This window comes from Rossellomorea marisflavi (assembly GCF_009806575.1).
GTDB classification, from domain to species: domain Bacteria; phylum Bacillota; class Bacilli; order Bacillales; family Bacillaceae_B; genus Rossellomorea; species Rossellomorea marisflavi_A.
The window spans coordinates 1,694,912-1,721,063 of the sequence record NZ_CP047095.1 but is presented as its reverse complement, the minus strand read 5'-3'; the positions used below and the strand labels follow the sequence as shown (position 1 = coordinate 1,721,063).

The following is a 26,152-nucleotide window of genomic DNA, read 5'->3' as shown; positions in this document are numbered from 1 at the left end:
CTCCTTTTATAGTTGAAGTGGAACAATGGATTTTAATGATAAGAGAGACAGCTGATATTGAAATAGGAACTCACATGCTTCGAGAAGCTTTTTCGCTTCGAAACCGCTCCGTCCCCAAACCGTGATTCCGTGATTCCGGATCAGGACGGCACCTGCATCTTCTGTCACATGATGGGAGAAGGCGCTCGCAAGGGTTGGAATATCAGCATGATTCGGGATGATAGGAAGGATAAGTTCATCCTCTTGCCCCCATTTCCCAAACGCTTTGATCAATTCCTGATTTATGAAGGTGATCTCCCCCTGATCCCCGTAGAGCTCACTGATCACATTATTGGCTACGGTATGCACATGAAGGGAACAGACTGCATGTGACCTTTTGAAAATATGCGTGTGGAGGAGGGTTTCTGCCGAGGGCTTGAGAACCGTTTCCTCCAGTGGATTCCCATCCAGGTCAACGAGAAGGAAATCCTCCGCCGTCCTTTTCCTCTTATCTTTTCCGCTGGCGGTCACGAGGAAAGCACCGAGGACCGATCCAACCTTGATGGCCAGGTTCCCTGAAGTGCCCATGAACCAGTCACGCTCCCCCAGTTCCCCCTTGATAGCAGACAGCTCTTCCCATTCTCTTTGATAGCTCATGCCTTCACCCCTTCCTTCAGTACTTTAATGCACTCATGGAATGTGTCGAATGGAGTATGGGGAATTCCCAATTCACTGCACGTGTCGGCAAGATAGTCCCTTGCAAGCACCTTGTCTGCCACTTTCGCCATTTCAAGGTCTGTCACAGAGTCCCCTATGGCGATCACTTCTGCCCCCTCCGGTATGGAAAGGGAGCGGAGAACGGACGGTTTGCAACATCCACATCCTCCGTTTCCGCATTGCCCATCACAAGGATAAGGCCAATTGATCGAAATGGAGGGACCACTGAAATCCGCTTCGTTACAGTAGATTCCTGAAAACGGTCCATATCCGTCCAGGAGGGGGCGGACAAAGAAATCGATCCCTCCACTCACGATATATAAGGGGATTCCTTCCTCTTTCGCAAATTGAACAAAGTCCCCGAATCCCTCTCTGATGGTTGCCGTATGCAAGAGGTAGTCCACGAGCTCATCTTTTTGTCGGGAAGGCAGGAGGGAGAACATCTCCCCCACCCCTCTCTCGATCGACATCGTCCGGTCAAGTATGGCATCTTTGAGCCCCTCCCATTCCGGAGGTGCAAATTGCTTCATGAGGGAGATGATATTATCGGTTTTCGTGATCGTTCCATCAAAATCACACAGGATGATCCGCTCCGTCATCAGCCCTTCCCTCCCTTGCTCCACAAGCTTAGAGCGACTCTCAGTTCGTCACCATGGGCTTCTTCAAGGGGAATTCCCGCTTTCACCGCGTCAATTGCCTGTCGGAAGGCGAGCCCTCCGCTTTCAGCGCCTCCGGGATGTCCGTGGACCCCGCCGCCGGCATTGATCACACACTCTTCACCAAAATCTTCCACAAGGTGTGGTACTAGTCCTGGGTGGATGCCTGCCGATGGGACAGGGAATGTCTTTTTGAACGGGGAAGGCTCATCCGTAAGCTCTCTACTGATGGCCAGTACTTGATCTTTCTCCAGTGCCACACTTCCATACGGTGAAGGAAACAGAGAAAAATCCGCCCCCGTCATCCGCAAAAATTTCCCCAGCCACAAGGAATAGGCGACTCCGTGATGGGGAGCCTGGGCAACGGCACCTGAAAAGGCAGGGTGTGCCATGAGGGGGAGTCCGATGTTATCATCTTCCCTGAGTTCCTGGAGGACATCGAGAGAATAGGAAAATACGTTGAATAGCAGGGCATCCGCTCCTAGTTCCCGTGCTTTTCTTGCCTTATCCCGTAGCTCCGACGTCCGTCCGGTCAGATTTACCGCATAGAGCGTCCGTTTACCTGTTTCGTCCCGTACCTCATCGAGGATCCGCCTTCCGTTTTTCACACGCTCTTCAAACGGTGTCAGGGGGTTATCAAAAAGGATTTCATCATCCTTCACCAAGTCCACGCCTCCGAGTGCTTGGGCACGAAGCTGATCTTCCAGATAAGCAAGATCCCTCCCGATCACTCCCTTGAAGATGCTCATGAGAAGCGGGCGATCCTTCACGCCGGTCAGCTCCCTGATCCCATCGATCCCGTACCGTGGTCCGGGGTAGTGACGGTTCAGATCGTCACTGAATTCGAGATTTATAAGCTTTACTTGACCATCCAGAGACAGTTTCCCGAAGACCGTGGTCAAGATCGCAGGGATGTCGTTGGAATAATTCCTTCCTGGATAGGCTATCGAGATCTCTCCCAGCCCCTCACCCGCTTCTTCGTTGATGGAAACGACCCTTCCCTTGTATTTCAAAAGCTGTTCTTGTTCAAGCTGAGGAAGATCGGTCCACGATCCCACCGTCAGTCCAAGGGCTATGCCTTCCGCCTTTTTTTCGAAAGACCCTTTCGGCCCAGGCAATCTATATGTTGCAATCACTTCGCTCATGTTCTTCATACCTCCTTCATCAATAAAAAAAGCCCCTTCTGATAAGAAGAGGCTTTTATTCCATCACTCTATCTTATCTCCCAGCTTCTGCTGCAAGAATTAGCACCGTGCTCGTAATGAGTCGGTTGCCGGGCTTCATCGGGCCAGTCCCTCCGCCTGCTCTTGATAAGAATCTATTCATTTGGTTTCCAGTAGGATTATTGCATCGATCGGGATTCCTGTCAATCCCTTTTGTCGAACAAATGTAAATTTTCAATCCTTTTCACAGCTTCCTGAAGCCTTTCCTCACTGGTAAGGAGACCTACCCGGACATACCCTTCCCCGTGATCCCCGAAGCCGATGCCAGGCGCCACGGCTACATGGGCCTTTTCAAGGAGTAGGTTCGAGAATTCCATCGACGTGAAGCCTGCCGGCACTTTGAGCCAGGCGAAAAATGAGCCTGCCGGTGCATCCACATCCCAACCGATGGATCTCAATCCACCGATGAGGGCATTCCTTCTGCTTTCATAGGTTTCAAGCTGCTCCTGGACGCATTCCTGCGGTCCGAGGAGCGCCGTCACCGCTGCTTCCTGAATGGCACCAAAGAGGCTTACATACATATGATCCTGCATGAGATTGATGGCTTCAATCACACTCTCGTTCCCGACGGCAAATCCTACACGCCATCCCGCCATATTGTACGTTTTGGAAAGAGTATAGATTTCAATGCCGACATCCTTAGCTCCATCTGTTTCAAGGAAGCTATTGGGACGCTTGCCTTCAAAGCCGATCGCCCCATAGGCAAAATCGTGTACCACACAGATATCATGGCTACTTGCCAATTTTACCGTTTCCTCAAAAAAGGCTGGCGTGGCTACTGCTCCCGTGGGGTTATTCGGATAATTCAGGAACATAAGCTTGGATCCGTCGAGTTCTGCTTCACTCAACCGGCTGTAATCGGGGAGAAAATCATTTTCCTCAAGCAGCGGCATCAGCTTCATCTCCGCTTCTGCAAGTGCCACCCCGGATAGATAATCAGGATACCCCGGGTCCGGAACCAGCACGGATTCACCCGGATTCACCAGGCACTGCGGGATCTCCACGAGACCCGCCTTCCCCCGAAGAGAATGGCTACTTCTTTGTCAGGATCCAGTTCCACCCCGTATTCCCTTTTATAGAAAAGCGCTACCGCCTCTTTGAAAGAGGCCATCCCCCTGAAAGGAGAATAGCGATGATTCAATGGGTTTTCGGCCGCAGCCTTCAAACTCTCCACGATATGTTCAGGCGTGGGCCTGTCAGGGTTACCCTGCCCTAGGTTTATGACATCATGGCCTTCGTTCATGACCCGTTGCACGTTGGAGGTCAATTCAGCGAAAAATTGCTTTGGGAGCGAATCGAGGCGATCCGCAAATGGGAATGTTTTCATCTCTTCACCTTCTGAATGTTCAAATATTCTTCACTTTCAAATTCTAGCTACAAATGATATAACGGAAAATAACGAATGTAAAGTAAAATCTTACAATTACCTCCGAAAGGTGCTGATCATATGACTAAGATCGGACTCGCACAAATGGACATCCGGTATGGAGACCCTGAAACCAACTACACAGAAGCAGAGAAATGGTTCGTGAAAGCAGATAGGGAACAATGCGACATCCTTGTCTTCCCCGAACTTTGGACAACGGGCTATGACCTTAAGAGGATAGAGGAAATAGCTGATGAGAACAGTGAGAAGACGATCGCCTTCCTCTCACGTCTTGCAAAACAGTATCGGATAAACGTAATCGGAGGATCAGTTGCAAATAAAACGGATTCGGGAATCGATAATCGATTGATCGTGATCGATTCCGAAGGGACCTTCATCAAAGGCTATTCAAAGCTCCATCTGTTCAAATTGATGGATGAACATCACTACCTCCTGCCGGGAAAAGATAACGGCCTATTCACCCTATCCGGTGAGCAGATGGCAGGCCTCATCTGTTATGATATCCGCTTCCCGGAATGGGTGCGTAAGCATGTTCTCTCAGGGGCAAAGATCTTGTTCGTGAGTGCAGAATGGCCGGTACAGAGGATCGACCATTGGAAGGTCCTCCTCCGTGCGCGTGCCATTGAGAATCAATGCTATGTTGCCGCATGCAACCGCGTAGGCTCTGATCCGGACAATACGTTCGGGGGATCCTCATTGATCATCGACCCGTGGGGGAAATCCTCGCAGAAGGGTCACTCCAAGAAGAACTCGTGACAGCCGTCGTCAACCTTGATACGGTCGATGAAGTAAGGAAGCAAATCCCGATATTCGACGACCGTCTCCCGGACTTTTACCGTTGATGAGGCGAAAATCGATCAGGATATCTTTTCAAAAAAGGATTGACACTAAAAAACGCTAGGTGGTATGATGTCAATCAAATGGTAATTTTCAGAACAAATTAAATATGCAACTCTTATCAAGAGCTGGCTGAGGGATTTGGCCCTATGAAGCCCAGCAACCGACCGTAATACCGTTGAAAGACGGGGCGCAGATCGATGCGCCTGACCAGGGCACGGTGCTAATTCCAACAGAATGATTCCATTCTGAGAGATAAGAGGCGACGAAGTATTCTTCAAGCCTCTTTCACACAGGAAGAGGCTTTTCTCATTCCACCTGAAAAGCCTCCTGTTAAACCATTTCAAGGAGGACATCCCCCATGGCAATCACCCAATTGAAAAACTATCGTTCCCTGACAATCGAATCGGCTATAGGACTGGCCAAAGATCTTTCCCTGTTTGACCCATCTGAACTATTGACCTGTGAAGAGATCGGAGACGGTAATCTCAATTACGTCTTCCGCATCGTTAGCAGCGAAACAGGTAAGAGCATCATCATCAAACAGGCCCTTCCTTACGCAAAAGTCGTAGGCGAAAGCTGGCCGTTGACACTTGACCGGGCGAGGATCGAAGCCCAGGCACTGAAACTCCAGCGTTCACTGGCAGAGCGCCTTGTCCCTGAAGTCTATCATTCCGATGAAGAGCTTGCGATCACGGTCATGGAAGACTTGAGCCATCTCGAAATCGCCAGGAAAGGACTCAACAAAGGGGAAATCTATCCTGCCCTTTCGAAGGACATCGGGAAATTTCTAGGAGCGACGCTTTTCTTCACATCTGACTACGCACTCCATCCTTTCAAGAAGAAAGGATATGTAAAGGAGTTCTCAAATCCTGAATTGTGCAAGATCACAGAGGACCTTGTCTTCACCGATCCGTTCTTCAATAGTGAAACGAACGAATTTGAAGAGGCCCTTGAAGAAGAGGTCCGGAATCTTTGGGATGACCTGGCCCTGAAACTGGAAGTCGCAAAACTGAAAAGATCCTTTTTGACCGAAGGGGAAGCCCTTCTCCACGGTGACCTTCATACCGGGAGTATTTTTGCAAGCGCACAGGAAACCAAGGTCATCGACCCGGAATTTGCCTTTTACGGTCCCATCGGTTTCGATATCGGACAGTTCCTGGCAAATCTCATCTTCCAGGCGATCGTCAGGGAAGAAACGTCGAAGAAGAATGAAATCTTACTTCATATTGAAACCACTTGGAAGGTATTCGAATCAACCTTTTCACATTTTTGGGATCAAAGTGAAGATGCTTACACCAAAATTGACGGATACCTTGAGTACGTGCTTGAAAAAAGCTTTACAGATGCGATCGGTTTCCTCGGTTGCGAGCTGATCCGGAGAACGATCGGCCTCGCTCACGTGGAGGATCTTGACTCGGTCCAGGACGAAGGAAAACGGGTCTTGTATAAAAAGAGATGCCTTGCCCTCGGAAGGGAATGCATTTTGGAGCGCCAACGCATCCGTACCATACAGGATCTACTCGATAAACTCATTTAAAGGAGCTTTCTGATAGCCATGACACCACAACTTACCATACCTACTTCATTGGAGTGGCATGAAGACCACCTGATCATTCTGGACCAGCAAAAACTCCCTGGAGCAGTGGAGTATGTCCATCTCTCAACCATAAAGGATTACTACGATGCCATCATTACCTTGAAAGTGAGGGGAGCGCCTGCCATAGGGATCACGGCGGCATACGGGCTCGCCCAGGCTGCAGGCGGTTATGAAACGGATTCACTTGATGAGTTCAAGGCATTGTTCAGGAAGGATAAGGCCTATCTTCTTTCCTCCCGCCCAACAGCGGTGAACCTTTCATGGGCTCTCGAGCGCCTCGAACGGGAACTGCATCAGGCTGCCACGGTCAATGAAGCCAAGACCGACCTTCTTCATACGGCCATACAGATTCACGCGGAGGATGAGGATATGTGCCGGAGGATCGGAGAGAATGGACTTGAACTCCTTCAGGGCACCACGAAAGTAATGACCATCTGCAATGCGGGATCCATTGCTACAAGCAAATATGGAACCGCCCTGGCGCCGTTCCATCTCGGACGTGAAAAAGACCGGAATTTCCAGGTATTCGCCTGCGAAACCAGACCAGTCCTCCAAGGAGCCAGGCTCACGGCGTGGGAGCTCCAGCAATCAGGCGTCGATGTCACGCTCATTACGGATAATATGGCTGCCCATACGATGAAGACAAAAGGCATCGAAGCGGTCATCGTCGGAGCAGACCGCGTTGCTGCAAACGGGGACACGGCCAATAAAATCGGTACCTCATCGTTAGCCATCCTGTGCAAACATTTTGGGATCCCTTTCTATGTTGCGGCCCCTTCTTCGACGTTTGACCTGACGATCGACACTGGAGATGACGTCGAGATCGAGGAGCGGTCATCAATTGAAGTGACTACATTAGGCGAGAGCGTCATCGCTCCTGAAGGCGTTCCCGTCTTCAATCCTGCTTTCGATGTGACGCCCCATGAACTGATTTCAGCCATCATCACCGAAAATGGAATCCTTTATCCCGACTTCAAACAGAGCATTGCCGACACACTGTAGTAAAGGCATGACAAAAGCCAAGAACCTACGTTCTTGGCTTTTGTGCTGTTTTCCTACTGTTTGACACTTGCCCACATTTCCTTTGGGTTCCGTTCATATATGCTGTTTTCCCTGAACATGAACTGATGGATGATGAACTCCCTTCTCACTGTCGCATAGTCATCATGGAAACGTTTGATGTATTCATTGATTTCCTTTTCTTCGTATTTCCTGCCAACCTCCAGGGCTTCCACAAAATGCTCCAGAAGATACAATCGTTTCTTTTGCTGTGCCGGAAGCTGGCTGACCTTCCCATCCTTCCCGATGAAGGCGTTCAATACCTTTTGTTTCTCCTTTACCCGTTGATCCATATTCCGTTCCTCCCCCTTTGTTCCCTCTGCAAACTGCTGTAACACCTTCCCGTGATGCAACAGGACCTTGATATTAAGATGGTAATAGACCGTATTCTTTTCCCTTCTCGAATACACGAGGTTACAATCCTTCAGTCGTGATAAATGATGTGAAATGGTCGGCGCCGTCAAACCGAGTTTTCCGGCCACCGCCCCAACATGAAGCGGCCCCTCTGATAAGAGATAGATGATTTTGAGTCTCGTGGGATCGCCCAGCGTCTTATGAAACTCGACCTGCTTATTCAGTTGCAAGTAGATTCACTCCCTTCACTAATTAGACATCCATCTATTTAGATAATAATCTAAAAACATTAAATGTTCAATGATTTACATCTATTCTTTTGCCCATTTTCCAGTCAAATAAAATGTTATATTCCCTACTGGCAACCTCCACTAGTTCCTCCATTCATGCGCACCAAAAAACGCACTGACGATTTCAATGTGAAATACAGTGCGCTGTTTATGGGTGGGGCGTTTGGATGCCCTCAATGGCTGAATTCTTTTTCCAACTCCAAAAGGACTGATTTTTTATCCACTTGTTTCCCCGCATAACCTGTCAGCTGCTTGTTCTTCCCGATGACTCTGTGACATGGAATGACAATGGGAAACCGATTCGCTTTATTTGCCTGTCCAAGCGCCCTGACCGCCTTGGGACGCTGAATTTTTTCTGCCACCTCTTGATAAGAAGCGGTCTTTCCATAGGGGATTTCCTGTAGGGAGGCCCATACCTCCTTTTGAAACGGGGTCCCTTCCAACCTCAGGGGGAGATTGAATGATTTTCGCTCCCCTTTGAAGTATTCCAAGAGCTGCGAACTTGTTTCCTCTATTATATGGTGGTGCAAACCTTCATCTGGTTTTCCTTCAGTAAATTCAATGGAGATGAGGCATTTATCATCTGCTGTGATCTTCAACGGACCGACCGGTGAATCGATCGTGTTATGGATGGGTTTCATTGCCCGATCCCTCCCTCAGATTTTCGGGAGATAGATATGGAAGGTCGTGCCCCTGCCAACCTGACTTTCAACCTCTACCGTCCCTTTGTGCTCCTTGATAATATTAAAGCTTACCATAAGGCCTAGTCCAGTGCCTCGTTCCTTTGTCGTATAAAACGGTTCACCTAGCTTTTTGATTTTATCCTTGGAGATCCCGCTTCCTTCATCCTTGATCTCGATATGGATCATGTCACTGTCGGTTTCATTGATGGCAATCGAGATGAAGCCACCCTGCGTCATGACCTCAATGGCATTCTTGATGATATTGATGAACACCTGCTTCAGTTGGTTCGGTTCGGCAATGATGCACGGAAGTCCCTCCTGATACTGCTCACGGTACTGTACATTGTGCATCACCGCCTGTGCGTTGAGCAGATCCACCGTGTCTTTCATGATCTTGATGAGATTTGTTTCCTGATACTGGATGGCCTGTGGTTTCGCCAGCACAAGGAAATCGGTGATGATGGATTCGATGCGCTGAAATTCCGATGTGATCACGTTGAAGTACATTTCATGTTCATGACCGATGCTGTTTTCGAGAAGCTGAATGAACCCTTTCAATGCCGTCATCGGGTTGCGGATTTCATGGGCGATCCCTGCGGCAAGCTCCCCCACCACGCTCAAGGTATCACTTTTCCGCAGCTGTTCCTGCATCTCGACTTGTTCGGTAATATCCCTGATAATGGTCAGATTCAAGTTTGAGAGGAGGTTGTACTTCGATGACAGTTCTACATGCTGCAGTCTCCCTTTCTGATACAGGGACTTCTGGTAGGTAGCCTGTCCTTCTTCCTTCAATTGACGGAGATATCCTGCATATTTGTCTTCCTCGGGGTCAATATTTAATATTTCACGTACATCTTTACCGATCAGGTGTTCCTTCGGTGCATCCAAAATTTCGCTCACTTCGGGATTCGAGTCAACGACAACATAATTGTGGTTGGTCAGTAGCATTCCATCCAGTGACCCCTCAAAAATCTTCCGGAAGCGTTCTTCACTTTCCCGGAGCTCTTTTTCCATCTGATATCGTTCACTCACATTCCGGAAGATGGTCATATTGTACCCGTCGACCGAATGGAGCTTGGATGTGAATTCAAGATGTTTGAGCTGATTATTGGGCATGAGAAATAACACTTCATCCCTTACAGCACCTGAAATCGTGAGTTGCTCCATGAGGAGATCGAACTTTTGCACTTCAAGGGGATAGACGAAATCCTTGATCCTTTTGGACAGGAGTTCCGACAGGGAGCATTCAAAAATTTTCAGGGCGGATGTATTGGCTTTCAGTACCCGTCCATCCTGATCCCACAGGACGATGGCATCGATCGCCTCTTCGAACAACCCTTTGAAAAGCTCCTCATTCCGCTTCAACTGGATCTCCATTTGCCTCTTTTCTGTCACATCCCTCAGGATCGCCATATGGAGCTTGTGATGAACATACGGACTCGTGGTGAATTCCACAATGGAGATGCTGTGCGATTTGCGGATCGGGATCTCTCCCCTTGCCTTCTTATGTTCAACGATGAGCTCCTTGATCTTATCGATCTTGTAATGTGCATTTTCAGGAACAAACCAGCTGATGTTCCGTTTTGTTATATCGTTCTTATCCATGCCCACCTGGATGCAGAAGGCCTGATTCACATCGCTGATATTCCCATCGATATCGAACAGCACGATCCCTTCTGAAGCATTCTGGAAGATATTCGACAGCAGATGGACATTCATATGATCCTTCCGTTCCTTTTCCTTCAGCTTCGTGACATCTTTGAAGTAAAGGTAGGCATTAGGAGAAATGGTCGATTTTTTGAGGATCAGCTCCACATGGAGGATCTTATTACCCGTCGTATTCATGAGCGTATCATCTTCAAGGGATTTCCCCGTCTCCATCACTTCCTTATAATGAGATACGATGGGAGCGGGAACAGACGAGAAATACGTGCTGAACAGCTTCCCGATAAGGTCTTCCATCGTGGATGCGAGGGTGGCACATGCTTGCCGATTCGCATAATTGATCTTCAGCTCCTCATTGATCACCAGCATGGGAAGTGGTGATGCTGAGCAGATTTCCTTATCGATCGGATGACATTCTTCCTTCAATACTTCCAAATCAAGTTTACTGCCGTTAGTCATTTCTACATCCCCCTGCTTCATTAAAGACGACTTTAGTAATACAGTCTGCATATGTTCACAACCCCTTGGCGATAATTAACAATGAAATGAAGGTTTTACCCATAGTATCCTAGGGAAAGAATGAATGAAACAATGAAATCGTTAAAGTTGGTGAGCCTATGAAACAGCGTGATTCATATTTTGATAATGCTAAATTCATCCTGATCTTCCTTGTCGTATTCGGTCACATCATCAGGTCGTATATCGAAAAGGATCCGGTCATCCTTTCCCTTTATAAAACGATCTACACTTTCCATATGCCGGCTTTCATCCTTCTTGCAGGATTCTTTGCCAAAGGCTTTTATAAGAAAGGGTACATCCAGAAGCTGGCAAAGAAACTCATTTTGCCTTATATCGTGTTCCAGCTGATCTATACCGTGTACTATTATTTCCTATATGACAGTTCGACCCTTGAAGTCGATCCACTGACGCCGCACTGGTCTCTCTGGTTCCTCATCAGTCTCTTCTGCTGGAACGCCATGCTCTATGCGTTCATCAAATGGTTTAAATTCGGTACCGCAGCAGGACTGACAGTGGCTTTCTCTCTTGGCCTGATCGTCGGGTTTGCAGACAGCATATCGAGTACGCTCAGCCTGTCGAGGACATTCGTGTTCTTCCCGATGTTCCTCCTCGGCTACTATCTAAAGAAAGAGCACTTCGATTACTTCAAGACGTCACAGATGCGTCTGGCAGCCGGTCTCACATTCATTCTGGTCTTCCTGGGAATGTTCCTCGTACCGGAATTTTCCGACAAGTGGCTCCTCGGATCCAAGCCTTATGGTGATTTTGACTGGAATAATCTGTACGGAATGGGGATACGCGCTGCTGTATACGCACTGAATATCATCATGATCTTCAGCTTTTTCTCCTTCGTACCGACTAAGCAGCAGTTTTTCACAAAATGGGGTAAGAACACCCTCTATGTGTACCTGCTGCATGGGTTCCTGGTCAGATTATTCAGGGTCAGCGCACTGAAAGATGAAATCAACCCTACCACAAGCATCCTTGTCATGCTCGGCGTGTCCCTTGTATTGACGATGCTGTTCTCGACCAAGTTCTTTACGAGCCTGACTCAGCCTCTCATCGAGTTCAGGACCTCCCGATTTCAAAAGTTATTTTCAAAGAAGGAAATCAACACAAGATAAAACCCAATAGAAAGGGCTGGCTCATTGAGTCAGTCCCTTTTTGATGGATGGAATGGAACGACGCTAAAATAACTCCCATTTCCCCACTATATGTCATTTCATATGGTTTTATAATACTATTCGAAATCTTTCATTGAAATCCTCCCTTGGAATACAATAAATTTGAATTGATTTTAGACAAAGATTGAGCTTTTTCGCCTTCTCCGCTACAATGGGTACAGTGTGATGCAGTGACCTCGATTGATGAGGAAATAAAGGAGTACAGGTATGAAGAAAGTGGTTTTAAGTACATTGAACGCTAAATATATCCATACGAACCTGGCGATACGATGCCTGAAAGCATATGCCGAGCCAGACTTTGATGTTGAACTTGCCGAGTATACGATTAAAGATCCCGTCTTGAATATCGCAACCGACTTATTCTCAAAGCAGCCCGACGTCATCGGGTTCAGCTGTTATATATGGAACATCGAAGAAACGATCAACGTCATCGGGATCCTAAGAAAGATCATGCCCGACGTCAAGATCATCCTCGGCGGACCCGAAGTAACCTATGACGTCCCTTACTGGCTTGAGCGCCTGACCGATGTAGATTTCATCATTTTGGGGGAAGGGGAAGAATCTTTCAAACAGTTCCTCACTGAAGCCAATGGAGATGAAGACTGGGATAAGGTCGCAGGGATTGCGTATATGAAAGACGGCAAGCCCGTCATCCGTCCGCAGTCGAATAAAATCGACCTTCGTGAGGTTCCATCCCCGTTCCGATTCGAAGAAGACCTCGAACAGCTTTCGAAACGGGTGACCTATATTGAAACGAGCAGAGGCTGCCCGTTCAGATGCCAGTTCTGTTTATCTTCTATTGAAGTGGGTGTACGCTACTTTGACAGGGAGAAAGTAAAAGAAGACATCAGGTTCCTGATGCAGAACGGCGCGAAGACCATCAAGTTTGTCGATCGAACATTCAATATCAGTCGAAGCTATGCCATGGAGATGTTCCAATTCCTTATTGATGAACATTTGCCGGGTACCGTCTTCCAGTTTGAAATCACAGCGGACATCATGCGGCCTGAAGTGATTGAGTTCTTGAATCAGAACGCCCCTGCCGGCTTGTTCCGCTTCGAAATCGGCGTGCAGTCCACCAATGACGAGACCAATGATCTGGTCATGAGAAGACAGAACTATGAGAAATTGACAAGAACCGTCACCATGGTCAAAGACGGCGGGAAGATCGACCAGCACTTGGATCTGATCGCGGGACTGCCGGAAGAAGATTACCATTCGTTCAAAAAGACCTTCAATGACGTATTCGAATTAAGGCCGGAAGAGCTTCAGCTGGGCTTCCTCAAGATGCTGCGCGGTACTGGCCTCAGGATACGTGCAAACGATCATCAATACACCTATATGGACCACTCACCGTATGAAATTCTCGGGAACAATGTCCTCACGTTCGACGATATCGTACGCATCAAGCAAGTGGAAGACGTATTGGAAAAATACTGGAATGACCATCGGATGGATCAGACCATTGAATACCTTGTCTCAAACGTGTTCGAGACTCCATTCGATTTCTTCCAGGAGTTCGGATCCTACTGGGAAGGCAAGGGCTGGTCCCGGATCGGTCACCAGCTTGAAGACCTTTTCAAGAGGCTTCGTGAATTCCTCTCGACCAAAGAAGGGGTATCCCTACCGGTTGTCGAAGGCCTTATGAAGCTGGATTATCTCCAAAACCAAAAATACAAACCGAGAAAACCATGGTGGAACAACACGATGACCAAAGAACAGCGGTCATCGCTCTATCAGGAAATCCTCGCTTCCCCTGTAATTGCAGGAGCAGCATTCACGGAAATGAACCTCTCGGAGAAAGATCTGTATAAGCATACGATGCTCGAACACATTACCTTGGCCGACGGGAAGGACGGATATGTTCTCGCTTATTTCGAGCCTTCCACAGGACGTTCCACCCTATTCCCTGTCGGAGTATCCTGATCTTTCTTCAACATAAAAAATGTTAAGCGATATCGCTTAACATTTTTTATTTGATTCTTTTTTCTTCAGTTCCTTACGGGATGCTTCCATCAATTTAGCTGCATTCATATCCCCGAATTCAAGCCCGAACTCTTCACGTACGTTCGGTTGATGATTCTTCTCATTTTTCTTCATTGTCCATTCCCCTGTTTGCCGTGTTTGGAGTTGCGGTTTCCCGCCTTCCCTGGGTCTTCTCCATTCATGAACTCGGAAGATACTTCTGTTTCCTGCTTATTCTTCATAGGGGTTTTGTTGTTCTTTTCTGCTGCATCCCATTGGGCTTTTCGTTTCATGTTCATTCAGCTCCTTTAAGGATATCTTCCCCGGAGGTGCATGGACCCATACTGAAAACGATTGGTAACAGGGACATACTCATCAACCGATGATCAGACGCTCCTTCGGATAGTGATAATTGGCTTTTTTCTCCTTCCCTCCGATCATAAACAGGAAAGAAAGGATCCCGACCCGTCCGATGAACATGAGGATCATGATGACGCATTTGCCTATGACGCTTAAATCGGGTGTGATCCCAAGGGATAATCCCGTTGTTCCGAAAGCGGAACAGACTTCAAAGATGATTTCAATGAGGGTATGATCCTCCGTGATGGTCAAAATGATCACAGAGGTGAAGCATAGCAGCACTGCCACCATGGTGACGACGAGGGACTTCAGAACATCCTGCTGATGGATTTCCCTCCGGAAGATCTTGATGGTCTGATTCCCTTTAGCAAAATGATAAAGGAATAAAAGGTTCAAGGCGAAGGTCGTTGTCCTGATCCCCCCTCCCACGGAACTTGGAGAGGCACCGATGAACATCATCCCGCTCAGCATCATGAGTGTCGGAAGTGAAAATTCAGCAAGATTCATGGTGGCAAGCCCTCCGCTCCTTGTCGATGCCGACTGGAAGAATGCATAGAAGAACGCTTCATGCCAGCTCATACCCTGGAAAAAGTGATTGAATTCCATTACTACGATCAACAGAGTGCCCACAATGAGCAAAAGCCCGAATGTGGTAGTGGTGATCTTGGTAAACAAGGAAAAATGATGACGTTTCTTTTCTTTATTCATGATGAAATTTTTGACCTCGATCAACACAGGGAAGCCGATGGCCCCCAGGGTGATCAGGATGACGGTGATCACCTGTACAAAATAATCATGTTTGAACGGTATGAATGATTGTCCGGTTATGTCGAAACCGGCATTGGTGGTGGCACTGACGGATGCGAATAATCCGTGCATATACGCTTCCTGCCAGGATGGATAATAGCTTAGGAAATAGGTTCCCAATACTACGGCTCCCACGATTTCGATAAGGATGACCAAAAGAAGGATCTGCTTGAGCAAATTGACCAGTCCGGAAAGATTCATCTGATTTTGATCGGTCATGATCAGCTGCCTTTCTTTAAGTCCGATCCTCTTCCCCAATAGCAGCCAGAAAAAGGTCCCGAGGGTCATGATTCCAATACCACCGAACTGGAGGACAAAGATCAGAATGAAAATCCCGAGTGTATTGAATGTATCGGGTGTACTGACAACGGCCAGCCCCGTCACGCTTACGGCACTGACGGATGTGAACAGTGCATCGATGAAACTCCAATCCGCCCCTCTTTTATGAGCCACAGGCAGGCTGAGTAATAGGGTTGAAAGGGTGATCGCCAGTAGGTAGTAGGTGACGATCACACGCGTTGGTGTTAGTTTGCTTATATGTAATTTAAGTTTGAGCCACATAGCGTCGTTTCCTTTCTAGTATGGTGATTCCTACCTTATCTTAATGAATTCTTGCAGAGATTGAAAGGAAAACCTTAAAATTAGTGTTCCTGAAACTTGATCCTGTGATACGCTGTCCAAACTCTGCAACTTCCTCGAAATTTTACCACACATGAACACCTCCGATTATCAAATAATATCCGTACAGAAGCATATTGTTTCTAGTACAAACAGACTGGAGGAGACAAACATGGCAAGAAGCAGCAATAAATTATTGGTTCCTGGTGTGGAGCAATACCTTGATCAAGTGAAATATGAAATCGCCCAAGAATTCGGCGTAAACCTCGGATCAGACACTGTAGCCCGTTCAAACGGATCAGTAGGCGGAGAAATCACCAAGCGTCTGGTACAACAAGCTCAATCACATTTATCTGGACAATCAACTAAATAATATGGATAACAAAAGCCGGCAGTTTCTGCCGGCTTTTCTTCAGTCATTCTGTTTGTGATTCTTATTCCAGCCTTCTTTCCTTCCACGGTCCTCTCCCCTGTTGCCTGGGGGTTTATCCCCTTGTGGAGCCTCCTTTTCCTTCATGCGGCGGTCATGTTTTTCTATGTCCTTCTGTTTACCGCCCTGATCATTCTTTTTTTCCTGCTGGCCTGGAGGTGTCCATTCCCCTTGTCTTCCTGTCTTATCTTGTCTATCGTTTCCCCGTTCTTTAGGCTCCTGGGGCTTGTCAGGCTGCTGTGGACCTTTTTTCGACCGGATATCTTCCTTTTGCTTTTGTTCTTTTTCTTGCTTTTGCTTTTCTGGAGAATCTGCTTTTGGCCTGGGAGTAGCTTTTTCTTCCCGTTTCTCTTCTTTATCTACAGTATCTTTTTGGCCTGCGTTCTTTTTTTTCGTTTCGTCTTTGGCCGGTGGCTGATCGGATGGTTTATCCTCATTCTTCAGCTCCATCTTCTCATCCTCTTTCCCCGGATCTGCTTCTATCTCTTTCTCTTCTTCTTTCATTAAGTGACCTGCCGTCACCCCTTTTTCATGAGCCTCTTTCCGTTCTTCCCGGCTGGCTTCTTTATAAGTGATGGTTACAGGTCTTGATTGATTCTCATCTTCGATCATCGTATAAATGCTTTTAATGAAGCTCTCTTTGGCTTTTCCGTCTTTTTCATCGGGAAATGAAGAAGTCATATAGATGTGATCTGTTTCACTGAAGTACCCCAACTCTTCGCATAAATCAAAGATTTTCGAAGTGACCTCATCTGCTTTTGAGTTCCTCCACTGATGAAGGGAAGAGAGAATTTCGTCTCCTTCTTCATTGTACGATACAATATCAAGCACCTTTTTCTCCTCATCCAGGGTCAATTCGAGACTCGGATTGATGTCGAGGGACACGTAGGCATATGCTTTCCTGTCCTCGGTCAGTGTCCCTGGAAGCAATATTAGCAGTAGAGCAAAGACTGCGCATGAAGCGAGAAGCACCTTCCACCGTATCCTTCCTGTCCGTCGCCCTTTACTGAAACGTTCCCCTGTCACTGGAAAAAAGGGGATCTCTTCTCCGATTGAATAATGCTGATGAGGATGCTTCTTCCCTTTGATGAACTCCCCTTCAGCGGTCATCATTACGAGGGCATCCGACTTGATATCCATGATGATCCCTTTTTTCATCGGCCTAACCTGCCTTTTAAGTAATCCCTTAAATATACATAATCGCCCATGAGAATGACGCACATGGCGATGATATACTTCCGATTCCGTTCGATGGTCTTCCTGCTCACACTTACCGTCTTTTCTAGTTTTTTGATTGGTAAACGTCTTTTTGCCAGCAGGTAGTCCTTAAATTCCATTTCTTCCACGACGATCCTGGAGATATTGATGGCATTCACCCGTGCATCTTCATGTTTTGGTGAAGCATCGATCAGATCTTCAAAGGTAAGATTGTATTCTTCCAGCTGTTTGGTGAACTGCATGATTTCTTCCCGCCTGCGTCTCGCATCCTCTTCTCTCTGATACTCATCGACTGCAGCAAGCTGCTCGATATGGAGTGAAGGGAGATCCTCGTCGTCCGTATTGTTCATGTCCACACTTATATCCTGATATTTCCCATTTTTTCGGATATAATCAATGACTTTCCTCTTGATGATCACTTCTGCAAAGCTGATGAATGATGATCCCTTTTCAGCGTTGTATTTGATGATCGCATCATGAAAGGCGATCAATCCGATGCTGAATTCATCATCACTCTCCGTAATATATCGTTTGCAGACGGAGGATACCGTCTTTTTTATGAAAGGCTTATATTCGTCCAACAGACTTGAAAGTAACTCTTCTTCTCCTTTTTGGATCCGGACCGCTTTTTCCTCGATGGTCGTTTTTCTTTTGACCAACGAGAGTAATAATAGATTGAGCATCGGTTCCCCTCCATCCTGCACCCTATTATACTAAGAAGCACCCTAGTTTCAAAGGATATACCCGCAGGAAAGGGTTGACATTCATACTCTGGTGAAAACAATCGATTGATTCTATAAAGGATTTTCGTACAATCCGGTGTTTTTGAGGGGGTCATATTCAGATTCACACATAAAAGAGGTTGAGACAAACCTAAAAGTACCATTTAATTTAATAACGAAGGCAATAGGCTCTTTATACCGCTCATGATATCCGTGCAAGACTTCGCATTTCGCAGGTAGCCCGTAAGCCTCCTCGCCATGCCAGCGGCGTCTCACATCAGCTACTATTCACGCAGGAGTCTTCATCTTGCACTCCAATCAACCGCTAAAACAGTGAAACTGTTCATGAAACAAATTAAAAACCCGAACAATCTTAGGCAAGATCGTTCGGGTTTTACTATGACTAAGACACTTTGGTCCCAGCCTCTTTTAGTTGTTACGAACCTGTTTGGGCTGCATTTGCCCTTTTCTTTGACAAGAGATAGCCACCGATGGATAGTATGATCAAGACGGTCCAGAAGATGAGTTTCCACACTTTGGACTCAGGGAAATGATGATCCAGTATCGCGACATCCGGGTGGGCAAGGGTGAACACGGCGAGCTTCACACCGACCCAGCCTACGATGAGGAATGCTGCAGATTCGAGTGTCGGATATTTTTCCAGAAGCTTGACGAACCATGTAGCAGCGAATCGCATGATCACAAGACCGATGACACCGCCTAGGAACATGATGGTGAACTGTCCACCATCGATTCCCCCTACTTCAAACCATCCTGTCGGTCTAAGTGTTACGGCCAAGGCCACAGCGGCCAACATGGAGTCTACTGCAAAGGCGATATCCGCAAGCTCGACTTTCAAGACAGTCATCCAGAAACCTGACCCTTTGTTCTCGGCGTTATCGATTGCCCCTTCACCCTTACGCTTCTTGATGAAGTGATGGATGGCGACGTAGAACAGGTAAATGGCTCCGATTGCCTGCACCTGCCATACATTCACAAGGAATGAGATGAGGAAAAGGGCGGCGAAACGGAAGATAAAAGCACCCATCAGCCCATAGAACAACGCTTTCTTCCGCTGCTCTTCAGGTAGATGTTTGACCATGACGGCCATGACAACTGCATTATCGGCTGCAAGGATTCCTTCCAGACCGATGAGGATGAGAAGTACCCATCCATACTCTAATAACATTGATGCATCCATAGTATTAGTCCCTCCCAATGATAAGATTAGTTTTCCATTAGGCAAGGATTTTATCAAAAGAAAAAGACCCTTGCCTAAATAAGGCAAAGGTCTTGCTTAGCATAGTCGATATGCCAACAAAGCCGATGGGCATAACCCATGAACTGACGACTTTGTTTAGGTGTTAACCTATAGCTACTCCCCTTTGACAGGTAGAAAACGATTAAATTTATACCTAAATCGTACCTTATTTCCCACAGGAAGTAAAGAAATAAATTCATCTGCTGAAGCGGATCACGATTGCTCTGACCAAAAGGCCGACCGCCACTCCAGGAATGACGAACAGCATCGGAAGGAAAATGGGTCCGATAAATGCTCCGAACAGATGGACTTTCGGGGAGACCATCAGGCCGACCGTTACAAAGTAAGCCGAAAAAACAAACGGAAGATAGCTGAGTTTTTCCTTTTGATTTGAAGCGATTTTATACGCATCCCACATCGCAAACATGTATAGACACGGATAGAACATCAACCATTGATAATCGATGACTCCAGCGGCTTTTTCCGTCTCACCCAAAAAACTGTACATGATGGCCAGGTTGAAGTCGCTCATGACATTGATGAAAATTTCTAAAAGGACCAGAAGCGCCCCTTTGAACCACAATCCGACTAGAAGCTGAGGAAAGCCAGGCAGTGCAATGCTCCAAAGAATGGCTTCAAGTTTTGTAATGGATGATTTCACGCGGCATCTGCCTCACGTTCACTGGTAATGGGTGATGGGTGGAAAATGGCATTCTGGACTCCTCCTAGCTTCTTCTCCCCCTATTGTGACCAATCTCCCCCTAAATATGTCAGGAGACCTCAATTCTGTTTAATCATGACGATCACCGATCCGACCGTTAATTTCCTTTCTCATTCAAAAAAGCCGAACCCCTTGAGGGGCCGGCTCCATGGCTTAATCCATTCTTTTCCTTGTTGCTTTTCTTCGTGTCTCTTTATCAAAAAGGCTGTACATGACGGGAATGATATACACAGTCAGCAGCGTGCTGGTGAGTAATCCTCCAATTACGGCAATGGCCATAGGCTGGTTGATTTCCGTCCCTTCACCTAAACCGAGGGCAAGGGGCACGAGTCCAAGGATCGTCGTCAGCGCCGTCATGAGGATCGGACGGATCCGGTCCTGTGAGGAAGTGACAATGGCTTCAAAACTCCCCATCCCGTCTTCCTTACGCTGCTTGATATAATCTACGATGACGATGGCATTGTTCACAACGATACCTGCCAGTATGATGACACCAATCACGGCCGGGACGCTGATCGGGGTATCGGTCAGGAAGAGGGCCAGTGCGACTCCTATGACCATGAGTGGAACCGTGAACATGATGACAAATGGATACTTGAATGATTCGAACTGGGCAGCCATGACCATGTATACCAGGACAAGTGCCAGAACAAGTGCAAGGATCATATCATTGATCGAATCGTCCAGAAGCTCTTTTTCCCCTGAGAAAGATACTTGGGTTTCATCAGGAAGATCGAGCTTGTCTATTTTCTTTTCTACATTATTGGAAATTGTTCCAAGGTTCGTACTCGACGCATAATTCACCGTGAATTGAACAGCAGACTGTTGATCGATCCGTTTGATACTCACCGGTCCGTCTTCTATGGAGAAATCAACGACAGAGTCCAGCCGGATGAATGCTCCCTGACCATTGGGAATCAGGAGTTTTTTCAACGAGTCCAGATTTTCGGTAATGTCACGGTCATATTTGACGAACACGCTCACAACTTCTGAGTCCTCCGTGACGATCTGTGTAGCCGTAACCCCTCTGGTCACATCCTGAACCAATGAACCGATCTGGGAAGGAGCGAGGCCCTGATCGAGCGCCTTCGCGCGATCAACCTTCATCTGAACTTCCTTGATCGTTTCCATGCGGTCCGTCGTGACTTCGTTTACGTCATCCATCCCTTCTAATTCCTTTTGAAGCTTTTCAACTCCATCATCCAGACGTTTTTCATTCGTATCTCTCAAATTGAACGTGAGGGTCTGGGGGCTGGAACCGGAAGTTGATTGGAGATTGAATACGATGTTTGCCGAATCATTTTGTTCTTTAGCCGCTTTCTCCAGTTTCGGCTTTACTTCATCGGCAAATGAGAAGATGGACTGCTCACGGTCATCAAATGGCTTCATCTTCACATAGATTTCTGCAATATTCCCCGACTTTCCTCCCCTGAATGACTGCTCTTGGTCAGTCCCCACGAGGCTGACAGCTGTTTGCACGTTCTTTTCGTTTTCAAGCTCTCCTTCGATCGCTTTAACGACAGCGTTCGTTTCATTGACGGAAGAACCGTTTTCAAGTTCCACCCTCATGGTGAAGAATCCTTCATCCGTTGCCGGCAGGAATTCCGTTCCTACCTTTGTGACTCCCCAACTGCTCACACCGAGCAGGATAAGGGTCGCCAGCAGGACAATGGTACGATGGGACAAGGCCCACTCCACCGAGCGCTTGAACCTGCTGCGGGACTTCGACCTTCTTCTTCTTGCCTCAAGATTCCCTTTCGGCTCCTTGAGCATGCGGCTTGCCATCATCGGCACAACGGTCAGGGCCACTACAAGTGAGGCGAAGAGGCTGAAGGATATCGTCAGGGCAAATTCAGTGAAGATCTCCCCTATGAGTCCGGAAATGAACACGACGGGAAGAAAGACGGCTACGGTTGTCAGTGTGGAAGCAGTGATGGCTCCTCCCACTTCCTTTGCCCCTTCACTGGCTGCCTGTTTACGTGGTTTCCCCATGGCAAGATGTCTGTAGATGTTTTCAATGACGACAATCGAGTTATCGACCAGCATCCCGATACCGAGTGCGAGTGCACCAAGGGTCATAATATTCAGGCTGAAGCCTGCAAAGAACATCAGTACAAAGGTCACGACCACTGAATACGGAATGGAAACCCCGACGATCAAAGGACTTCTGACGTTCCTCAAGAATAGGAATAGGACGATCATTGCAAACACCCCGCCAAGAAGGAGGGAGTTCGTGATGCTTCCGATGGCGTCAGTGATGTAATCTCCTTGATCGAACAGTACTTCCGCATCCACGTCTTTATATTGTTCCTGTTCAAGGAGGTCATCCAATGCGGTCTGGAATGCCTTTGACACCGTAGCGGTATTGGCATCCGATTGCTGAAGCACACTGAAAAGCACGGCAGGCTCTTTATCGGCACGGGTGTATGTATTATCATCCACCGGCTTCATCTCCACATCTGCCACATCGGATAGGGGAACTTTCTTACCCGTTTTAGGATCGACGGTTACAGTTAGCTCCTCGATTTCCTTCACCGACTTCAACTCGCTCATGACACGTGTCGTGAGCGTCTTCCCTTCGGTATCGATCGTATCCCCCGGTGATGTGATGTTGTTGCTCCGGAGGGTATTTACGACATCGTTCTGGCTCAGCCCTTTTTTCTCGAGGGCATCCTGGTCCAGATTGACGGTGATTTCATCTTCGAACGAACCTGTAACATTTACGTTGGCGACTCCTTCAACTCGGTTGAGTTCAAGCTTCATCCGCTCCGCCAACGTCCGAAGGGAAGCATTGTCCCCCTCCGCTTTCAGGGAGAACTGGATGATCGGGAATTGTGCAGGGTCGAACTTCAGGAATCTTGGTTTTTCCGCTTCGTCGGGAAGCGGTGCCTGATCGATCCGCTGCAGGACATCATTCTCGATTTCTTCAATGGATGTGGACCATGAGAATTCCATGAGGATGAAATTCGATCCTTCTTGTGCAGTCGATTGGACGTTTTTCAATCCCGGAAGTGTGGAAAGGCTTTCTTCAAGAGGCTTCGTTACTTTTTCCACCACTTCTTGCGGCCCTGCTCCTGGATAGGAAGTCACGACCACCCCGACAGGTGGATTCAGATCCGGGATCAGCTTCAGGGGGATCCTGGACAGGGAAACCCCTCCAAGAATCAGGATCAGGATCATGGTGACGATTGTGAATACCGGTCTACGTATGGAAAAATCACTTATTTTCAAACGGTGTCTTTCCCCTTTCTCTATTATCTTGTTGATAGTATCAACTATAAAGGCTAAAGGAAAATCCTTCAATCTATAAGATGCCCCAGTATCATATTGTGCGCCTATCGTCATAATTCCTATCTTTCTGCAAACAATACATCATAACCTCACACGTAAGGAGAGCGAATGATGACCAATTCCCTCCCGTTTTTGATTCTCGTGATACTTTCATTGTTGATCCTCGGGTTCCTCATGATGACAAATCGGGATCAAGCCGGCAAGATCGTCGTCTTCTGGCTTTTCATCTCTGGATTGGCTTATGTGTTCGAATTCCTTATTTTCATACTCGGTGGAAGTTATGAATACGATCCTGCCATCCTTTCCAATCATTATAACGACAGTGTTCTCGGTTCAATCAGCTCCCAGGCGTTTTCAGTTCCTGTGTCTCTTACTGTCATCGCCGTCAAGCGATTGAAGTTGGGATGGATCTTGCTCATCATCGCTTTCTTTTACCTGGTCGAAAGTTGGTTCGTATCAGTCGGCATATACGAACATTACTGGTGGAAAAGCATCTATACAAGCATATTCCTCCTTCTCGGGGCTTACCTTTCAAAGAGCTGGTGGACGCGGATGTCAGAACCGGCGCTGGGAAAAGTCCATTTTATCACGCTCTATTTTTCATTGTCCGTCCTGACTCTTTCCATCTCTTGGATTCTTTCTCCATTGCTTGACCTTTACAATATCCCCATGCCTCTCTTTTCAGACGGGATGAGGAATACGATAACGGGGAACAGCATTTATTCGTGGGTATGCAATTACCTCTACACCGTGAACATCTTTTATCGTCCGAACAGTAAAGGGGCTTTCTGGGTCACCGTGTTGATTCTGATCATCCTTGATTACGGACTGATTCACTTCACTTTCCTTGATGTTCGTGGAATCAGTGGGGCCTTCACGTTGCCCCTTTTCCATATCACCATGCTCATCTTGGGCAATAAGCTTTTCGCCTGGTATGTCCATCCGCTAAAAAAAACCGCTGAGCATTAGCGCTCAGCGGTTTTTCCATCTAGTTTCGTGATCGTCCACCCCGTGAAGCCGAACAGGATGGTCAGGATCGGTGACAAAAGGCAGAAGAAGGCAAACGGAAGATAGGTGAGTGTCGGTACACCGAGTACCTCCGCAATAAAGATACCGCTCACTCCCCATGGAACAAGGGCGTTGATGACCGTTCCGGCGTCTTCAAGCGTCCTGGAGAGGTTCTTGGGATGAAGCCCGATTTTTTTGTACTGATCCTTGAATGCTTCCCCCGTCAACAGGATGGAAAGGTATTGCTCACCGATGGCAAAGTTTAGCCCGATTGCCGTCAAGGCAGTAGTTAAAATTGTCCTGCTTGCAGATTGAAGAATGGAGCTGACTTTTGTCAAAAGGACCGGTATGATCCCGAGCTTGAATAAAAGGCCGCCCAGACTGAGAGACAGGATGACAAGGCCGATGGTAAACATCATGCTGTCGATTCCTCCCCTGGTTAACAGGGAATCGAGGGCTTCATTTCCGGATTTTGAAACATATCCCGAGAACAGTGCATTCAAGATTGCTTTTCCGCCTATCATGCCATGAATGAACGCCAATCCGGTGGAAACGACAATGTTGATGGCGAGTGTCAGCAAAGCTGGGACCTTCATCATCACCATGACGATAAGGAGGATCAGCGGAATCAGACTGTACCAATGAACAACCCCCGTTTCACCCAATGCCTGCTTAAGGGCATTCAAGTCTCCCAGACCGGCGCTTGTCCCTTTCGGTGACAGTACTGCAAACAGGATCACCGAAATGATGAAAGCAGGGATCGTAGTCCAAGCCATATTCCTGATGTGTTCAAAAAGGTCCACCTTTACGACGGAAGATGCAAGATTTGTGGTATCGGATAATGGTGACATTTTATCCCCGAAAAACGCTCCTGACACAATGGCTCCAGCTGTGATTCCCATGGATAACCCCATGGTTTCGGAAATCCCGATGATGGCGACACCGATCGTTGCTGCTGTGGTCAAAGAGCTTCCAACAATCACTCCACAAAGGGCGGTGACCAAAAAGGCAATAGCATAAAAATAAGCGGGGGTGAGGAATGAAAATCCACCATACATGATGGTCTGGATCGTACCGCTTGTTAGCCAGCTTCCTACGAGCATCCCGATGAATACAAACAGGAGAATGGCACCAAGCCCTCCCTGAATACCTGAGAGCATTCCTTCTTCTATTGACTTAAAGGAGACCTTCTTGACCAATCCGTAAACGATTAGAAGGATGAGGGCAACGGCTATCGGAATATGAGGAACCGTCTCCAGTTTGATGAGAAACGTACCGATCATGGATAGAACAATGATGAGGATGAAGGCAGCTTCCCAGACTTTCGGTGTGTTTGAAATATGTTTGTTCATCGTATATCACTTCCTTATCTAAGCTGGTGGGCGGGAAAGGACGAAAAAAAGAGCCCTTTCCCTGAAATAGGGACGAAGAGCTCTCCGCGGTACCACCCTAATTGAAACGGCCTTCAGCGTGTAACGCCTGAGGGGCCATCCCCACTTTATCTTTCCGATCCCTTTTTAGAGGTTTCCCTCCAGAAGCAGTGTAATTCACTTAAAAGGAACTCAAGGCTTTCACCAAACCGCCTGATCTCTGATTGC

21 protein-coding genes, 2 pseudogenes and 3 riboswitches are annotated in these 26,152 nt (G+C 47.4%); of the genes and pseudogenes, 7 read left to right on the top strand and 16 right to left on the bottom strand.

Annotated features, from left to right (window positions below; all coding sequences use genetic code 11):
- Positions 1-6: 6 nt before the first annotated feature.
- The 4 genes and pseudogenes from D5E69_RS09040 to D5E69_RS09025 all read right to left on the bottom strand — a co-directional run bounded on the left by D5E69_RS09040 (position 7) and on the right by D5E69_RS09025 (position 3,902).
- The gene (locus D5E69_RS09040) at positions 7-636 is read right to left on the bottom strand and encodes a methylthioribulose 1-phosphate dehydratase (protein WP_159129572.1); all 630 of its coding nucleotides are present in this window, start codon (positions 634-636) and stop codon (positions 7-9) included.
- Positions 633-1,295, bottom strand: coding sequence for a 2-hydroxy-3-keto-5-methylthiopentenyl-1-phosphate phosphatase (locus D5E69_RS09035; protein WP_048015503.1), 663 nt, complete (start codon positions 1,293-1,295; stop codon positions 633-635). The genes D5E69_RS09040 and D5E69_RS09035 overlap by 4 nt, the downstream gene beginning before the upstream one ends.
- Positions 1,295-2,521: a 2,3-diketo-5-methylthiopentyl-1-phosphate enolase gene (locus D5E69_RS09030; RefSeq protein WP_269430699.1), complete on the bottom strand. Its 1,227-nt coding sequence runs from the start codon at positions 2,519-2,521 to the stop codon at positions 1,295-1,297. Before D5E69_RS09030 ends, D5E69_RS09035 begins: the two co-directional genes overlap by 1 nt.
- A 46-nt stretch (positions 2,522-2,567) precedes the next feature.
- Positions 2,568-2,669: riboswitch (SAM riboswitch) on the bottom strand.
- 49 nt (positions 2,670-2,718) lie between these two features.
- Positions 2,719-3,902 (bottom strand): annotated as a pseudogene (locus tag D5E69_RS09025) (aminotransferase class I/II-fold pyridoxal phosphate-dependent enzyme).
- 120 nt (positions 3,903-4,022) lie between these two features.
- On the opposite strand from D5E69_RS09025, the pseudogene D5E69_RS09020 reads away from it, so the two are divergent.
- From D5E69_RS09020 to mtnA, 3 genes and pseudogenes are all read left to right on the top strand, one after another.
- A pseudogene (locus D5E69_RS09020) lies at positions 4,023-4,804 on the top strand (carbon-nitrogen family hydrolase).
- 110 nt (positions 4,805-4,914) lie between these two features.
- Positions 4,915-5,061: riboswitch (SAM riboswitch) on the top strand.
- Between the two features lie 99 nt (positions 5,062-5,160).
- The gene (gene mtnK, locus D5E69_RS09015; RefSeq protein WP_159129571.1) at positions 5,161-6,339 is read left to right on the top strand and encodes an S-methyl-5-thioribose kinase; all 1,179 of its coding nucleotides are present in this window, start codon (positions 5,161-5,163) and stop codon (positions 6,337-6,339) included.
- Between the two features lie 18 nt (positions 6,340-6,357).
- Complete coding sequence (gene mtnA, locus D5E69_RS09010) at positions 6,358-7,401, top strand: S-methyl-5-thioribose-1-phosphate isomerase (RefSeq protein ID WP_048004256.1); 1,044 nt, start codon at positions 6,358-6,360, stop codon at positions 7,399-7,401.
- A gap of 53 nt (positions 7,402-7,454) precedes the next feature.
- Here the strand turns inward: mtnA and D5E69_RS09005 are convergent, their stop codons facing one another.
- The 3 genes from D5E69_RS09005 to D5E69_RS08995 form a co-directional block, all read right to left on the bottom strand.
- On the bottom strand, positions 7,455-8,042 hold the full coding sequence (locus D5E69_RS09005) for a DUF2087 domain-containing protein (RefSeq protein WP_048004257.1): 588 nt from the start codon (positions 8,040-8,042) through the stop codon (positions 7,455-7,457).
- 233 nt (positions 8,043-8,275) lie between these two features.
- Positions 8,276-8,743: a methylated-DNA--[protein]-cysteine S-methyltransferase gene (locus D5E69_RS09000; RefSeq protein WP_048004258.1), complete on the bottom strand. Its 468-nt coding sequence runs from the start codon at positions 8,741-8,743 to the stop codon at positions 8,276-8,278.
- Between the two features lie 15 nt (positions 8,744-8,758).
- Positions 8,759-10,960 (bottom strand): PAS domain-containing sensor histidine kinase, encoded by a 2,202-nt coding sequence (locus tag D5E69_RS08995; RefSeq protein WP_082824317.1) that lies wholly within the window; start codon positions 10,958-10,960, stop codon positions 8,759-8,761.
- Between the two features lie 107 nt (positions 10,961-11,067).
- Between D5E69_RS08995 and D5E69_RS08990 the strand changes: the two genes are divergently transcribed.
- Together D5E69_RS08990 and D5E69_RS08985 are read left to right on the top strand one after the other, a co-directional pair.
- Positions 11,068-12,093: an acyltransferase family protein gene (locus D5E69_RS08990; RefSeq protein WP_048004259.1), complete on the top strand. Its 1,026-nt coding sequence runs from the start codon at positions 11,068-11,070 to the stop codon at positions 12,091-12,093.
- A gap of 267 nt (positions 12,094-12,360) precedes the next feature.
- Positions 12,361-14,079: a B12-binding domain-containing radical SAM protein gene (locus D5E69_RS08985; protein WP_159129570.1), complete on the top strand. Its 1,719-nt coding sequence runs from the start codon at positions 12,361-12,363 to the stop codon at positions 14,077-14,079.
- Positions 14,080-14,115: 36 nt separating this feature from the next.
- On the opposite strand, the gene D5E69_RS08980 is transcribed toward D5E69_RS08985, so the two are convergent.
- The 3 genes from D5E69_RS08980 to D5E69_RS08975 all read right to left on the bottom strand — a co-directional run bounded on the left by D5E69_RS08980 (position 14,116) and on the right by D5E69_RS08975 (position 15,846).
- Positions 14,116-14,253 carry a hypothetical protein gene (locus tag D5E69_RS08980; protein ID WP_156183359.1) on the bottom strand — a complete coding sequence of 46 codons (138 nt, stop codon included), beginning with the start codon at positions 14,251-14,253 and terminating at the stop codon, positions 14,116-14,118.
- Positions 14,250-14,411: a protein YkzP gene (locus D5E69_RS23375; protein WP_187427041.1), complete on the bottom strand. Its 162-nt coding sequence runs from the start codon at positions 14,409-14,411 to the stop codon at positions 14,250-14,252. Before D5E69_RS23375 ends, D5E69_RS08980 begins: the two co-directional genes overlap by 4 nt.
- 82 nt (positions 14,412-14,493) lie before the next feature.
- Positions 14,494-15,846 (bottom strand): TrkH family potassium uptake protein, encoded by a 1,353-nt coding sequence (locus D5E69_RS08975; protein WP_048012997.1) that lies wholly within the window; start codon positions 15,844-15,846, stop codon positions 14,494-14,496.
- 229 nt (positions 15,847-16,075) lie between these two features.
- Here D5E69_RS08975 and D5E69_RS08970 point away from each other — a divergent pair, with 229 nt between their 5' ends.
- The gene (locus D5E69_RS08970; RefSeq protein ID WP_048004262.1) at positions 16,076-16,276 is read left to right on the top strand and encodes an alpha/beta-type small acid-soluble spore protein; all 201 of its coding nucleotides are present in this window, start codon (positions 16,076-16,078) and stop codon (positions 16,274-16,276) included.
- A 39-nt stretch (positions 16,277-16,315) separates the two neighbouring features.
- On the opposite strand, the gene D5E69_RS08965 is transcribed toward D5E69_RS08970, so the two are convergent.
- The 5 genes from D5E69_RS08965 to D5E69_RS08945 form a co-directional block, all read right to left on the bottom strand.
- The gene (locus D5E69_RS08965) at positions 16,316-17,491 is read right to left on the bottom strand and encodes an anti-sigma-I factor RsgI family protein (protein ID WP_159129569.1); all 1,176 of its coding nucleotides are present in this window, start codon (positions 17,489-17,491) and stop codon (positions 16,316-16,318) included.
- A complete protein-coding gene (gene sigI / locus D5E69_RS08960; RefSeq protein WP_048004264.1) occupies positions 17,488-18,234 on the bottom strand; it encodes an RNA polymerase sigma factor SigI in 747 nt (248 codons plus the stop codon). The genes D5E69_RS08965 and sigI overlap by 4 nt, the downstream gene beginning before the upstream one ends.
- A gap of 475 nt (positions 18,235-18,709) precedes the next feature.
- Positions 18,710-19,474: a TerC family protein gene (locus D5E69_RS08955; RefSeq protein WP_048004265.1), complete on the bottom strand. Its 765-nt coding sequence runs from the start codon at positions 19,472-19,474 to the stop codon at positions 18,710-18,712.
- Positions 19,475-19,572: 98 nt separating this feature from the next.
- Positions 19,573-19,669, bottom strand: a riboswitch (yybP-ykoY riboswitch).
- A 61-nt stretch (positions 19,670-19,730) separates the two neighbouring features.
- On the bottom strand, positions 19,731-20,195 hold the full coding sequence (locus D5E69_RS08950; protein ID WP_231578815.1) for a hypothetical protein: 465 nt from the start codon (positions 20,193-20,195) through the stop codon (positions 19,731-19,733).
- 213 nt (positions 20,196-20,408) lie between these two features.
- On the bottom strand, positions 20,409-23,486 hold the full coding sequence (locus tag D5E69_RS08945) for an efflux RND transporter permease subunit (RefSeq protein WP_063191150.1): 3,078 nt from the start codon (positions 23,484-23,486) through the stop codon (positions 20,409-20,411).
- A gap of 168 nt (positions 23,487-23,654) precedes the next feature.
- Here D5E69_RS08945 and D5E69_RS08940 point away from each other — a divergent pair, with 168 nt between their 5' ends.
- Positions 23,655-24,515: a hypothetical protein gene (locus D5E69_RS08940; RefSeq protein WP_213085584.1), complete on the top strand. Its 861-nt coding sequence runs from the start codon at positions 23,655-23,657 to the stop codon at positions 24,513-24,515.
- Here D5E69_RS08940 and nhaC read toward each other — a convergent pair.
- Positions 24,512-25,906: a Na+/H+ antiporter NhaC gene (gene nhaC / locus D5E69_RS08935; protein ID WP_048004267.1), complete on the bottom strand. Its 1,395-nt coding sequence runs from the start codon at positions 25,904-25,906 to the stop codon at positions 24,512-24,514. The genes D5E69_RS08940 and nhaC overlap by 4 nt on opposite strands.
- Positions 25,907-26,152 lie beyond the last annotated feature (246 nt).

What these genes read in the sequence shown, in the direction of transcription:
- D5E69_RS08955 (WP_048004265.1), bottom strand. Translation starts at nt 19,474, where the DNA reads ATGGATGCATCAATGTTATTAGAGTATGGATGGGTACTTCTCATCCTC.
- D5E69_RS09035 (WP_048015503.1), bottom strand. Translation starts at nt 1,295, where the DNA reads ATGACGGAGCGGATCATCCTGTGTGATTTTGATGGAACGATCACGAAA.
- D5E69_RS08980 (WP_156183359.1), bottom strand. Translation starts at nt 14,253, where the DNA reads ATGAAGAAAAATGAGAAGAATCATCAACCGAACGTACGTGAAGAGTTC.
- D5E69_RS09040 (WP_159129572.1), bottom strand. Translation starts at nt 636, where the DNA reads ATGAGCTATCAAAGAGAATGGGAAGAGCTGTCTGCTATCAAGGGGGAA.
- nhaC (WP_048004267.1), bottom strand. Translation starts at nt 25,906, where the DNA reads ATGAACAAACATATTTCAAACACACCGAAAGTCTGGGAAGCTGCCTTC.
- mtnA (WP_048004256.1), top strand. Translation starts at nt 6,358, where the DNA reads ATGACACCACAACTTACCATACCTACTTCATTGGAGTGGCATGAAGAC.
- D5E69_RS08965 (WP_159129569.1), bottom strand. Translation starts at nt 17,491, where the DNA reads ATGAAAAAAGGGATCATCATGGATATCAAGTCGGATGCCCTCGTAATG.
- sigI (WP_048004264.1), bottom strand. Translation starts at nt 18,234, where the DNA reads ATGCTCAATCTATTATTACTCTCGTTGGTCAAAAGAAAAACGACCATC.
- D5E69_RS08990 (WP_048004259.1), top strand. Translation starts at nt 11,068, where the DNA reads ATGAAACAGCGTGATTCATATTTTGATAATGCTAAATTCATCCTGATC.
- D5E69_RS08970 (WP_048004262.1), top strand. Translation starts at nt 16,076, where the DNA reads ATGGCAAGAAGCAGCAATAAATTATTGGTTCCTGGTGTGGAGCAATAC.
- D5E69_RS08985 (WP_159129570.1), top strand. Translation starts at nt 12,361, where the DNA reads ATGAAGAAAGTGGTTTTAAGTACATTGAACGCTAAATATATCCATACG.
- D5E69_RS08995 (WP_082824317.1), bottom strand. Translation starts at nt 10,960, where the DNA reads ATGCAGACTGTATTACTAAAGTCGTCTTTAATGAAGCAGGGGGATGTA.
- D5E69_RS23375 (WP_187427041.1), bottom strand. Translation starts at nt 14,411, where the DNA reads ATGAAACGAAAAGCCCAATGGGATGCAGCAGAAAAGAACAACAAAACC.
- mtnK (WP_159129571.1), top strand. Translation starts at nt 5,161, where the DNA reads ATGGCAATCACCCAATTGAAAAACTATCGTTCCCTGACAATCGAATCG.
- D5E69_RS08975 (WP_048012997.1), bottom strand. Translation starts at nt 15,846, where the DNA reads ATGTGGCTCAAACTTAAATTACATATAAGCAAACTAACACCAACGCGT.
- D5E69_RS08940 (WP_213085584.1), top strand. Translation starts at nt 23,655, where the DNA reads ATGATGACCAATTCCCTCCCGTTTTTGATTCTCGTGATACTTTCATTG.
- D5E69_RS09000 (WP_048004258.1), bottom strand. Translation starts at nt 8,743, where the DNA reads ATGAAACCCATCCATAACACGATCGATTCACCGGTCGGTCCGTTGAAG.